13 protein-coding genes are annotated in these 12,792 nt (G+C 56.6%); 11 read left to right on the top strand and 2 right to left on the bottom strand.

Annotation, left to right across the window (positions count from 1 at the left end; translation table 11 throughout):
* Positions 1-63: 63 nt before the first annotated feature.
* The 11 genes from ABGT88_RS11410 (at position 64) to ABGT88_RS11460 (ending at position 9,974) form a co-directional block, all read left to right on the top strand.
* Positions 64-312, top strand: coding sequence for a HypC/HybG/HupF family hydrogenase formation chaperone (locus ABGT88_RS11410; RefSeq protein ID WP_087408422.1), 249 nt, complete (start codon positions 64-66; stop codon positions 310-312).
* Positions 302-1,390: a hydrogenase formation protein HypD gene (gene hypD, locus ABGT88_RS11415; RefSeq protein ID WP_087408421.1), complete on the top strand. Its 1,089-nt coding sequence runs from the start codon at positions 302-304 to the stop codon at positions 1,388-1,390. Before ABGT88_RS11410 ends, hypD begins: the two co-directional genes overlap by 11 nt.
* Before the next feature lie 13 nt (positions 1,391-1,403).
* Positions 1,404-2,444 carry a hydrogenase expression/formation protein HypE gene (gene hypE, locus ABGT88_RS11420; RefSeq protein WP_258327683.1) on the top strand — a complete coding sequence of 347 codons (1,041 nt, stop codon included), beginning with the start codon at positions 1,404-1,406 and terminating at the stop codon, positions 2,442-2,444.
* 22 nt (positions 2,445-2,466) lie between these two features.
* On the top strand, positions 2,467-3,648 hold the full coding sequence (locus ABGT88_RS11425) for a hydrogenase small subunit (protein ID WP_087408419.1): 1,182 nt from the start codon (positions 2,467-2,469) through the stop codon (positions 3,646-3,648).
* 19 nt (positions 3,649-3,667) lie between these two features.
* A complete protein-coding gene (locus tag ABGT88_RS11430) occupies positions 3,668-5,386 on the top strand; it encodes a nickel-dependent hydrogenase large subunit (protein ID WP_346702197.1) in 1,719 nt (572 codons plus the stop codon).
* Between the two features lie 27 nt (positions 5,387-5,413).
* Complete coding sequence (gene cybH, locus ABGT88_RS11435; RefSeq protein ID WP_087408417.1) at positions 5,414-6,175, top strand: Ni/Fe-hydrogenase, b-type cytochrome subunit; 762 nt, start codon at positions 5,414-5,416, stop codon at positions 6,173-6,175.
* Complete coding sequence (locus ABGT88_RS11440; RefSeq protein ID WP_346702199.1) at positions 6,156-6,680, top strand: hydrogenase maturation protease; 525 nt, start codon at positions 6,156-6,158, stop codon at positions 6,678-6,680. The genes cybH and ABGT88_RS11440 overlap by 20 nt, the downstream gene beginning before the upstream one ends.
* 155 nt (positions 6,681-6,835) lie before the next feature.
* Positions 6,836-7,678, top strand: a complete 843-nt coding sequence (locus tag ABGT88_RS11445) for a DUF4886 domain-containing protein (protein ID WP_346702201.1) — start codon at positions 6,836-6,838, stop codon at positions 7,676-7,678.
* 18 nt (positions 7,679-7,696) lie between these two features.
* Positions 7,697-8,545: an endonuclease/exonuclease/phosphatase family protein gene (locus tag ABGT88_RS11450; protein WP_346702203.1), complete on the top strand. Its 849-nt coding sequence runs from the start codon at positions 7,697-7,699 to the stop codon at positions 8,543-8,545.
* A gap of 151 nt (positions 8,546-8,696) precedes the next feature.
* Positions 8,697-9,062: a LytTR family DNA-binding domain-containing protein gene (locus ABGT88_RS11455; RefSeq protein ID WP_087408413.1), complete on the top strand. Its 366-nt coding sequence runs from the start codon at positions 8,697-8,699 to the stop codon at positions 9,060-9,062.
* 3 nt (positions 9,063-9,065) lie between these two features.
* On the top strand, positions 9,066-9,974 hold the full coding sequence (locus ABGT88_RS11460) for a hypothetical protein (protein WP_346702206.1): 909 nt from the start codon (positions 9,066-9,068) through the stop codon (positions 9,972-9,974).
* Positions 9,975-10,521: 547 nt separating this feature from the next.
* Here the strand turns inward: ABGT88_RS11460 and ABGT88_RS11465 are convergent.
* Positions 10,522-11,145 carry a hypothetical protein gene (locus ABGT88_RS11465; RefSeq protein ID WP_346702208.1) on the bottom strand — a complete coding sequence of 208 codons (624 nt, stop codon included), beginning with the start codon at positions 11,143-11,145 and terminating at the stop codon, positions 10,522-10,524.
* 225 nt (positions 11,146-11,370) lie between these two features.
* Complete coding sequence (locus tag ABGT88_RS11470; protein WP_346699851.1) at positions 11,371-12,756, bottom strand: transposase; 1,386 nt, start codon at positions 12,754-12,756, stop codon at positions 11,371-11,373.
* Positions 12,757-12,792: the final 36 nt, after the last annotated feature.

Consider the following 12,792-nt stretch of genomic DNA (forward strand, 5'->3'; position numbering starts at 1 on the left):
TCCTCCTTAAACAATCGAGGCCGGTAAGTTGTTCATGGGGCATACTCGAAAAAACGAACGAACATGTGTCTGGCTATTCCCGGGAAGATTGTCGCCATCGACAACTCACCCACCCTGCGTATGGCAACCGTCGATTTCGGCGGCGTGTACAAAGAGATTTGCATTCAATATACCGACGTCTCGACAGGCGACTACATCCTGGCCCACGCCGGTATGGCCATTGCCCGGCTCGACCGGGAGGAGGCCGAAGCCACCTTGGCCGACTTCGAAACACTGGCCCGTCACCTGAACCCCGAGAGCCATGTGGTATGACAGCCCCTTCCGGGATCCCCGCAACCTCACTGCCCTGCTTCGGGCCATCCGGCAGGAGGCCGTACAGCCGATCCGCATCATGGAGGTGTGCGGCGGACAGACCTATGCCCTGTCGCGCTACCGCATCGAAGAGCTGTTGCCCGATACCGTACGGATGATTCACGGCCCGGGCTGCCCCGTATGTGTCACCCCGGCCGAGACCGTAGCTCAGGCGCTGGCCATAGCCCGCATGCCCGACACGATACTCTGCACCTTCGGCGACATGATGCGTGTGCCCGATACCGAGGGCATCAGCCTGCAACATCTGCGTACCGAAGGGCACGACATCCGCATCGTCTACTCACCGCTCGACGCTCTGAAGATTGCCCGCGAGAACCGGCACCGACAAGTGGTATTTCTGGCTGTCGGCTTCGAGACCACTACCCCGCTCTACACCCTGCTGCTGAGTGAAACCATCGCCGACAGACGTGATAACCTCTCGCTGCTCACTTCGCTCTTCACCCTGCCCGCTGCAATCGAACAGCTGGCCCGCGATCCCGAATGCCGTATCGACGCCCTGCTCGCGGCCGGACACGTCTGCTCGATTACCGGCCTCGAAGAGTACCGGCAACTGGCCCGGCAGACGGGACGTCCCATCGTCGTTACCGGCTTCGAACCGGCCGATCTGCTCTACGGCATCTACCGGGCCGTACAACTCCGGGCCCGGAGAGAGACCCGGGTCGTCAACGCCTACCCTCGGGCTGTCGCCCCTCAGGGCAACGTGCGTGCCCGCCGCGAGACAACCCGCTATTTTACCCCTTGCGATGCCCGTTGGCGAGGGTTGGGAACCATTGCCGGCAGCGGGTTGAAACTGCGCCCAGCCTATGAACAATATGAAGCACGAAACCGTTTTCACTGTGCGATACAAAACTCTGCCGACACCTCGCCCTGCCGGGCCGGAGAAATCATGAAGGGACAGATTTCGCCCTGCGAATGTCCGCTCTTCGGTCGAGGCTGCACCCCCGACTCCCCGCTGGGCCCCTCGATGGTATCGAGCGAAGGTGCCTGCGCCGCATTTTACCGCTACCGAACCGCTTAAAAAAAAGAAGAATATGAATATACCCGATTGCCCTCTACCCACGCAGCCCAACGACTGCATTACCCTGGCTCACGGCGGGGGCGGACGCATGACCGGCCGGCTCATCGAGACCCTCTTCTATCCGGCCTTTGCCAACCGCTGGCTCGAGCAGGCTCACGACGGAGCCACCCTCACCATCGCCTCACCTCGCATAGCGTTCACCACCGACTCGTTTGTGGTGTCGCCCCTCTTTTTCCCCGGAGGTAACATTGGCGACCTGGCCGTAAACGGCACGGTAAACGACCTGCTCTGCTGTGGAGCGACGCCGCTCTACCTCTCGGCCGCCTTCATCCTGGAAGAGGGATTGCCCCTCGACACTCTGCGGAAAGTCGTGGAAGCCATGCACCAGGCTGCCTTACGAGCCGGAGTGTCGATTGTCACCGGCGACACCAAAGTGGTGGAGCATGGCAAATGCGACGGACTCTACATCAACACCTCGGGCATAGGCGTCGTACCCGGCAATATCGAAATAGGCCTTCACCGAGTGAAGAAAGGCGATGCCATAATCGTGACCGGCCCGATAGGCAATCACGGGGTGTCGATTCTCTCCACGCGCGAAAATCTGGGATTCGAGACGACCATCGAGAGCGACACGGCCGCCCTCACCCACATCGTGTCGAACCTGCTGGCCGGAGTCCCCGACGTGCACATGCTGCGCGACCCCACCCGGGGAGGCCTGTCGAGCACCCTCAACGAGATAGCCGAGGGGGCCGGCGTAACCATCACCCTCGACGAAGAGGCTCTGCCCATTGCCCCGTCGGTACGGGCGGCCTGCGACCTGCTGGGGCTCGATCCCCTTTATGTGGCCAACGAAGGCATTCTGCTCGTATTCCTGCCCGACGAGTATAGCGAACAGGCCCTGCGCCTCATCCACAACGACCCGCACGGGAAGGAGGCCCGCCTCATCGGCCACGTGACCGACGACCGTCGGCCCGAAGTACTACTGCAACTTGCCCTGGGGCAAACCCGGGTTCTCGATATGCTGAGCGGTGAGCAACTGCCGCGCATTTGTTGAAACGACCAAACACCTATCTGTCATGGGAAAAGAAAAAACATTCTACCAAGAGCTGAAGGCGAAGGGTTATACCCGCCGCCAGTTTCTCAAATTCTGCGGCATCATGGGAGCCATGCTGGGACTGCAGCAAAGCGGTCTGGCCCAGGTGGTCGATGCCCTGCAGTCCAAGCCCCGCAAACCGGTACTCTGGTTTCACTTTCAGGAGTGCACCTGCTGCAGCGAGTCGTTTCTGCGCTCGTCGCATCCGCTCGTGGGGCAAATTCTGCTCGAGATGATTTCGCTCGACTACTCCGACACCCTCATGGCGGCCAGCGGCTTCCAGGCCGAAGCCGTGCGCGACCGCTCCATGAAAGCCAACTGGGGCAAATACATTATGATTGTCGAAGGTTCCATACCCTTGGGCAATCCCGGCTACTGCACCATTGCCGGCCGTTCGGCCAAAGAGATTTTCGACGAGGCCGCCCAAGGAGCGAGCGCCATCATCGCCTGGGGCAACTGTGCCTCGTCGGGCTGCGTGCAGGGTGCCTATCCCAATCCCACCGATACGAAACCCGTGCATAAAATCATATCGGGCAAACCGGTCATCAACGTGCAGGGCTGTCCGCCCATCGCCGATGTCATGGCCGGGGTCATCACCTACATCCTCACCTTCGACCGACTACCCGAACTCGATGCCATGGGGCGACCCGTCACCTTCTACGGACGCCGCATACACGACACCTGTTACCGCCGGCCAGCCTTCGATGCCGGACTCTTTGTCGAAGCCTTCGACGACGAGAATGCCAAGAAGGGGTATTGCCTCTACAAGATGGGGTGCAAAGGCCCCAACACCTTCAACTCGTGTGCCGTCATCAAATGGAACGAGGGGGTAAGCTATCCCATCCAGTCGGGACACGGCTGCATCGGTTGTGCCGAACCCGGATTCTGGGATGCCGAACCCCTGTATCACCACCTGCCCGATGTCAACGGATTCGGCATCGAAGCCACAGCCGACCAGATAGGACTGGGGCTCACCGCCGTAGCTGCGGCCGGTGTGGCGGCTCATGCCGTTGTAACCAATATACAGAAACGTAAACTCATTAAAAACCAGATGGACAACGACGAACCCAACCGCGAGGCTTTCGCCGCCGACGAACGGCAAATCGAGCAACAGGAGAGAACTCTCGAACGGAAGGCGCACCACCTGGAACAGGAGAAAGACTAACCGCTAAAAACACCGAACCATGACCAAACGAATTGTTGTAGATCCCATCACCCGAATCGAAGGCCACCTGCGCATCGAGGCCGACATCGAAGGGGGCGTCATCACCGACGCCTTCAGCTCGGGCACCATGATACGCGGCATCGAGATTATTGTCAAAGACCGCGACCCCCGCGACGTGTGGGCCTATGTAGGGCGCGTGTGCGGCGTATGCACCTCGATACACTCGCTCTGTTCGGTACGGGCGGTCGAGAATGCCCTCGGCATCGTCGTACCCCCCAATGCCGAGCAGGTGCGCAACCTCATGCAGTCGGCCGTAACCATACAGGACCATGTGACCCACTTCTACCAGTTACAGGCTCTCGACTGGGTCGATGTGATGTCGGCCTTGAAAGCCGATCCCCGCAAAGCGGCCGAGGTGGCCCAAAGCCTCTCGCCCTGGCCCAAGAACTCGATAGGTTACTTTGTCGAGATACAGGAACGCATCGAGCGGTTCATCGAGACCAGCCGCTTCAGCATCTTCTCCAACGGCTACTGGGGACACCACGCCTACAAACTGCCGCCCGAGGTCAACCTCGTGGCTCTGGCTCACTATCTCGAGGCTCTCGACGTGCAAAAGGAGATGGTGAAGATACAGACTATCTTCGGCGGAAAGAACCCGCACCCCAACTTCCTGGTGGGAGGTATGGCCTGTGCCATCAACATCAACGACCCCAACGCCCTCAACATGGAGCGGCTCAACTACGTAGCCCAGATTATCGAACGCACTCAGACCTTCGTGCAACAGGTATACCTGCCCGACGTGCTGGCCATCCTCTCCTACTATCCCGAGTGGACCCGCATCGGTGGAGGCCTGCACAACTACATCGCCTACGGCGACTACCCCATGGGGCACTACGGCGAATTGTCGACCTACAAGAGCCCCCGAGGTATCGTCGTCGACCGTGACCTGTCGCGGGTTGTCGAGTTCGACCCTTGGGCCATGGACGGTCTGCTCGAGTTTGTGAACAACTCGTGGTACTCCTATTCGCAGGGCAAGGAGGTGGGCCTGCACCCCTCGGTAGGCGAAACGCATCTCGACTACACCGGAGCCACACCCCCCTACCAGTACCTCGATCGCGACCAGCCTTACAGCTGGATAAAAACCCCCCGCTACAAAGGCATGCCCATGGAGACAGGTCCCCTGGCCCGCAACATCGTGGCACACGCCTGCGGCGACGAAACCTACCGAGCCATCACCACCCGATGTCTCGACCAGCTGGGAGTCGGCTACGAAGCCATGTACTCCACCGCAGGTCGCACCCTGGCCCGAGCCATCGAAGCCAGTCTGCTGGCCGACTGGCAAACCGACTTCTACACTGCCCTGCTGCAAAATATCAAGAACGGCGACTACCGCATGTTCAACGGGGTCAAGTGGGAACCCCGCACCTGGCCCGAGACGGCACAGGGCGTAGGCCTCACCGAGGCTCCCCGCGGCTCGCTGGCCCACTATGTAAACATCAAGGATGGCAAAGTGTCGAACTACCAGATGATTGTGCCCACCACCTGGAACGCTTCGCCCCGCGATACTCGCGGCCAACGGTCGGCCTTCGAGGCTTCGCTCATCGGCACCCCGGTCGCCGACCCGCAAACTCCGCTCGAAATCATACGCACCATACACTCGTTCGACCCTTGTATGGCCTGCGCCGTACATCTCTACGACGAGCGGGGCGAACACATACACCGCTGTGAACTGATATAACGATAACCTCAAAAAAAAGAAACTGTTATGATAAGCCGTCGAAAATCCTTACGCGAGATATACGTCTGGGAGTTACCCGTGCGTATCTTCCACTGGGCCAATGCAGTCGCCATTGTCGTACTGTGTGTGACCGGTTACCTCATAGGCAATCCACCGGCCATCCAGCACGCCACGCCCCCCGAGGCCAACTACTGGTTTGGCTGGGTACGGTTTATCCATTTCGTAGCCGCCTTTGTCTTTATCCTCAACTTTCTCGTACGCCTCTACTGGGCCTTTGCCGGCAACTCGTTTGCACGCTGGAACAACTACCTGCCCCTCACCCGAAAGCAGTGGCGGGGCATACGCGACACGACCAAGGTCGACGTGCTGCTACTCTCGCCCAAACCCCTCTACGACATCGGACACAACAGCCTGGCCGCCTTTACCTACTTCGGGGTATTCGTGCTGTTTATCATCCAGACTGTCACCGGTCTGGCCATGTTCTGCGTATCGACCAACAACGTGATGGAGCCCTTCTTCTCGTGGATACTCCAACTATGCGGCGGATTCTTCGTCGTGCGGCAGATTCACCACCTGGCCATGTGGGCCTTTATCCTCTTCTCCATAGCACACATCTATCTGGTCTTCTACCACGACTACATCGAGCGCAACGGCATCGCCTCATCGATTATCGGCGGGTGGAAGTTCATCCGGGAAGATTTGGCCGAGGAGTATGAAACCGAGCAAAACCAGCAACAACAGATACACCGACAAAAAGAAGAGATAAGCCATGAAACGAAACGAAAATAGGCCCCGCCAAACGGCCCCCGACAGCGAACCTATCCTCGTGCTGGGAATAGGAAACCTCGTGCTCAACGACGAGGGGATAGGCATACACATCGTACATACCCTCAGCCAAATGGAGATGCCTCTCGGCGTCGATGTCCTCGACGGGGGGACCGGGGGACTGGCCCTGCTGGAGACGTTGCAAAGCTATCCTCGCATCATTCTCGTAGATGCAGCCCTCGACAACAGTCCGGTCGGGACCATACGAAGACTCTCTCCCCGATATTCCCGCGACTACCCGCCCCTGCTGAGCGCCCACGAAATAGGACTGAAAGAGATGATCGACGCCATGCTGCTCCTGGGTGAGGCTCCGCAAATCGAACTGCTGGCCGTGAGCGTGCGCAACTGCCACAGCCTGGGCATGCACCTCTCGCCCGAAATCAGGAGAGCCATTCCCCAGATTCTGCAACTGGTCTTCGAGATTATCAAAGACCTGCGTCACGGCCGCTATTCGATTACGCTGGGATAATGCGTAATCGCACTCGCCCGCACCCGCAAGACAACGACTCTCACTCCGGTACGCCGCGCTTTTTTCGGTTCAAAAATTGGGTCCATTTGTATCGTCGTGACAAAAAAATTGTGTAATTTGGCTCCCCGAAATCCAATAAAACACATTCATCACTTATGAAAACCAAACACACCCTTCTGCTCGCCTTGTGCCTGCTCCTGTCGGCAGCACTTCAGGCTCAAAACGACACCGTAAAGATACTGGCCATCGGCAACAGCTTTGCCGACGACGGCATCGAGTACCTCGACGAGGTAGCCCGCTCGGCCGGGAAACATATCATCGTGGCCAACACCTACATAGGCGGATGCTCCATCGAGCGCCACCTCGACAACGCCCGCCACGACCGCCCCGCCTATCACTACCGCAAAAATGTCGACGGTCAATACTCCGAAGAACGTGGCACAACCCTACTCGAAGCCCTAAAAGACGAGGAGTGGGACTACATCGTATTCCAGCAGGTGAGCTCCCTGGCCGGGCAGTACAGCACCTACTTCCCCGACCTGGCCGAACTCATGGACTACGTTCGTGCCCATGCGACCAACCCCCACGTACAATATGCCCTGCAGCAGACCTGGGCCTACGCCAAGAACTCGACACACCCGGGATTCTTCCGCTATGGTAAGAACCAGCAGGCCATGTACGACGACGTGGTATTCTCCTACGACCAGGTGGCCAAGCGTCTGCACATAACCATCGTTATCCCCACCGGCACCGCCATACAGAATGCCCGCAGCAGCAGCCTGGGCGACACCCTCTGCCGCGACGGCTACCACCTGAATCTGAAGTATGGCCGCTACACGGCTGCCTGTGCCTGGTTCGAGACCTTCTTCGGCGAATCGTCGATTGGCATCGCCTATCGCCCCGACGGAGTTACCGAGCAACAGGCCGCCATTGCCCAGCACGCCGCCCACGCCGCCATACTCTGCCCCACGGCCGTCACCGACATGTCGAACTATTAACCCCCTACCCGTACAACCATGAAAACAACCGATATACGGATGGCCTTCCTGCTGGCTCTGCTGCTCGTTCTCCCGCTGCAGGGCCAGGCCCAAGAAGTGCACAAAGCGAACCCCGGCAGCCCCCAAGCCACCGCACTCTACCCCAAAGCCCCGAACACAATACGGCTCGTCAGCTACAACGTGGGGGCCTTCACCAAATACACCTCGGGCAGCTACGCCTCGATAGCCCGGATGATGCTGGAGCTCGATGCCGACGCCGTGGCCTTGCAAGAGCTCGACAGCTGCACCACCCGCACGGGCGGCATCTTCCAGATAGACCGTCTGGCCCGCCTCATGAGGTGGCACTATGCCTATGCCCCCGCCATGCCCTACCGGGGTGGCTCGTACGGTATCGGGGTGGTGTGCCGCAATCGCATCGGCCACCACTACACCATCGCCTTGCCGCCGGGCGGCGAACCTCGCACCGTGGCGGTTGTCGAGCTCGACGACTGCATCGTAGCCTCGACCCACCTCGACCTGCAGGCCGAGACCCAGGTGCGTGAAGCCGAATACATCAACCGAATCTTTACCGAACGATACGGAGAGAGCAACAAGCCGGTATTCCTGCTGGGCGACCTGAACGCACAGCCCGACTCACCGACCCTGCAGACCCTCAAGCAGCACTGGACGGTGCTCTCGGTCGAAGGCAATACTTACTCGTCGCGCGAGCCGAAGATGTGCATCGACTACGTGTTGCAACTGAACAACGGCGTGCCCTGCCGGGTGACCGACTCACAAATCGCCACCCGATTCCACTCGGGCGACGTCACCCAGGCATCGGACCATCTGCCCATCTACGTCGATGTAGAGCTACTCCCCACCGAGTAGCCCGACATCGGGGGGGAGCGCGACCGCTCCGGGCCATTTCGTCCGCCCGAGGGGCCATTTCATACACTCCACCCCGCGGTTGATACATTCGCGACCGATTCGTTTGTCCCGAAAAAAATTCTTCTTTACATTTGTTCTCGACGAAAGAGAGATGTCTGACTACCTCATCATATCGACTTCGACCGATCTGGTGCGCATCGCACAAGACCGCATCATCTATATCTCGTCGGACGGGAACTACTCTACCTTGATTCTGGCCGACGGGGAGGCCCGGTTAGTGACCTACCAGTTGGGGCAAATCGAGAAACTCATCGCCGAACAACTGGGTAGTTCGTCGGGCAAAGCCTTCATCAGGATAGGTAAGCAACTGATTATCAATCGCAGGTATATCTACTACATCAATCTGCCCAAACAGCAGTTAATCTTGTCGGACAACAGCTCGAACAAATATACGGTGACGCCCTCGCGCGAGGCGCTCAAACAGTTGAAAGAACTCGTTGAATCGGAAAGGGAATAAAAGATGACAGACTTCAAAGACAATATCAGAGACGACGAAATACGGATTATCGGTGACTCGGGAGCCACGGCCCCCAACGGTCCCCAAAACGACAGCCGATGGTTGCGCTGGGTGATTGCCATCGTTATCCTCATCGGGGTGGTCATTGCGCTGCTTCTGCTGCTCTCGCCCGGGAATGAGGCCCCCGAGGCCGACGAAGAGGACATCTCCTACTTCGAGCAACAGCCCTCCACGGCCACGGTGCCCGAACCCCGGGCGGTCGACCGGCTGGGCTCCTGCCCCGATACCCTCGCCACGCCCTACACCCAGACAATCGACACCACCATCAACGACATCCCGCTGCGCATCCATATCCCCCACGGGGCCATCCCCTCGCTGCAGGTAGGAGCTCTGAACGAACGGGATTCGTCGATTATCTTCGTAGCCCAGGCCGCCGACATCCGTCGCGACAACCGCAAAATCGTGGGCGCCTTCGTGCTCAAGGGCGAACCCTTGGCCTGGGGCAAAGCCAAAATCGGCTACTGTGCCATCATACACGACACCATCACCGTAGGCGTGGCCGAAAACTCCCCGCTCTTCGAGCGGGCCACCGAGACCGGCGGCTACTTCTTCCGCCAATATCCGCTCGTCGACAACGGCAAACTGGTCGACAACGAGCCCAAAAACAAATCGATACGCCGCTCGCTGTGCGACCGCAACGGCGAAATCATGGTCGTCGAGACCCTCTCGAACGAGTCGTTCCACGACTTCGCCCAAGCCCTCGAGGACCTCGGCGTCACCCACGCCATCTACCTGGTAGGCAGCCTCTCCTACGGCTGGAGCACCGATGCCCAAGGGCAGCGCCACACCTTCGGCCGCAAGTCGTACCGCATGCCCGCCAACACCAGCTACATCCTCTGGCGCAAACGCTAATCCGCACCACCCCGCACCCCTTGTATCAAATGCCAGGCGAAGGTCCATTTCATACACCCCCGCCGCCATTTCATACACTCCCCTTTCACCGACTTTTCCATCGGTCATCTTTTTATCATCTTTGTGTCACGACGACAGGATTCGGCCCGGCATAAAGCGCCACCCCGTTTGCGCTTTTGCCCACACCCTTCGCTATTCCGGTAAATAAAAATCGGCCGGGGGTAGATAGAAATCATCCACCTCACGCCTCTATATCAACAAACGACTGAGAAAACAAGCCCGCCACCCGCCTCCGGCAGCAACCGGCACGGCACACGGGCTATAAAAAAGGGGACTGAGCGACAACTCACGCAACGTCTATTCATAAAAAAGAGTCCAGAGGGGACCTCGACTCGAACTCGAGGATGTTACACTTATCCTACCTGTTTACGCCCCCCATTCCACCGGGGGCCCTCGTTCGAGTCAGCAGCGGGGTGCGCACTCCACACCGGGGTCGCACCCCCGCTTTATCGGTACGAGGAGAGGAAATAAAATCTCTAATAAGACTCTAACTTGCAACAATAGGTGGTAACTTTAGCTCCGTCCTTATAATTTCTGTAGCCAAAATATCTATTCTCTGATAATACAATTCTGCTTCTTTCCCATTTAACGATTCGTGAACCTGATCCTTTCCCTTATTGTAATGCCTTGTCTCCTTTCTGTTATTTGCAATACTCATCAAGTCTTTTATCGTTGTCTCACCAAAGAAAGGATGTAATTCTGGGAAATATTCGTCAATTCTTGTATCTTTTTTATTACGAAGAGAGCCATTCAATGGATATAAATAGTTAATCATATCTATAACCTTACCCAATATAAGAAAACAGGAACGCACATCTGCTTCTACAGCACTATTATGAACAGCCATTAAATCCTTTATTTCCTCATTCAAGTTATCATAATTATTAAGAGCGGTTTGAATCTCATTCAATGCAGAAATTGGCATATACCTATTTTCAGGGAAACAAGTAACACTTATATAGGAAGAACGCGTTTTTTTTAAAAAAGATTCTACATCATCAATATTAGACTTCCAACCTTTAGGCATCTCTCTAATATCAATAATACGAATGCTCCTATAAGTAATCTGATTATATGGAGAGTTTAGGGGAAAATATATTGTATATTTCAAAAGCATTGTCAACTTTTCGACAAAAGAAGATGTTTGAATCGCTAATTTAGGGACAGTCGTTTAATTCCGTCATTATGAGTCAATCGGCAGACTGTCCCGGTAATTTTTCCGATCGAACTCATCTTTTTATATTTTCGGCTCCGTTTCGGAGCCCCTTTTTTCATTTTTGGACCCAACTGGAGCCAATACTCCAGTGAAAGGGCCGTTTCTCACTCACCTCGAACATCAGGCAGCCTGAGCAATTTCGTTGACTTCCCGCCGGACGAGCTGTACTGCATTCGCCGTGTGGATGCCAAAGAAGATGTACAGGATTTCGGTCAACTTCGTCCTTGCCTTGATGCGTTTCAGGCCATAGTGTTCCTTCTGCGTTCCGAACGAGCCTTCCATCCTCGTTGCCCTCACCCTCGCCAGCTCGTTGCGGATGATGTCGTTCTCTTTCTTTTCCAAGGACGGACGGCCACGCTTGACGAATGACGTCTGTATTCCTCTATCCTTGCAGTACCCCCTGTTGGCGCTGCCGGCATAGCCTGCATCTCCTCCAACCTTCTTCGCGTCCACACCGAAGAGCTTTCGGTGCATCTTCAGGCAGTGCGTAAGCCTGGTTCCCTCGTTGAAGGCATTGAATGACAGCTTCTCGATGAATGAGAGTCCGTCAACCTGGATGTTGTTGCACTTCGCACCGAACTCTACGCTCTTCACTTCCTTGCCTCTCACGATTGGCCTCACATACGGCTTGCTGATGCTCACTATCCTGTCCTTGACACTCTCGCGAGGATTGTTGTTCTCGAAGTGGGCCTTCTGCTGGCGGTACACTCTTGTGATGATTTCAATATCGCTCTTCTGTCTGGCTGTCAGCAATTTCTCCGCGCCTGCATTCTCCCTCTCCAGTGTGCGGGTCTCCTTCAGTATCTTCCCCAAAAGGTTGAGCAGGCGTCTGGTCAGTTTCCTGGTCTGGACTTTCGTATGCCTGCGCCGCTTCCTGTACGACAGGTTGGCCTTCTCTACGTCTACGTACTTCGTCCTCGGACGGTGCACATTCAGCTTGGCACTCAGAGTGCACATTATCTCATATGACTTCTCTATTCCTTCCCACAGAAGCTTCGCATCCGTAGGATAGCGCATCTCGCTCTCGTAGCAGGTCGCATCCGTATACATCGTATCCAGGTCCTTCATGTACGGTTTCCAGGCTCTTGCCAGTATCTCCTGCTGCTGTTGGATCTTCAGCCCGCGGGCCAGCTCCGAAAACACGTCGTCCAGAAGTTTGTAGTTCGTCAGAGGATGCATCGGGTCTATTCTCACATCGCAGAAGAGCTGATAGTGGACGTTGCCGTTAAGATGCTCCATCAACTTCGGGCTGCTCAGACCTGTGTACATCTTCAGGAACATCAGCGCAACCTTGCCCTCCGGGGTGAAGTATGTTTTTCGCCCTTTCTTCGCTCTCATGCTCTTGCTTATCAGTCCAAAGTTCTCTGCCATCTCACCAAGCGGCAGCCTCTTCCTGATTTTTCCCAGCTCGCTAGTCTCGAACGTCCGCCTATACAATTCATAAAAATCGAACTCCGTGAAAGGAAGATCGGGTGATATTTCAGAGAAATTTTGTACCTTAGCCATGCAGATTAATTTTTGCGATACCTCCAAATTTGGCTT

It is taken from the genome of Barnesiella sp. An22 (genome assembly GCF_963931395.1).
In the GTDB taxonomy this organism is placed as follows: Bacteria; Bacteroidota; Bacteroidia; order Bacteroidales; family Barnesiellaceae; genus Barnesiella; species Barnesiella merdigallinarum.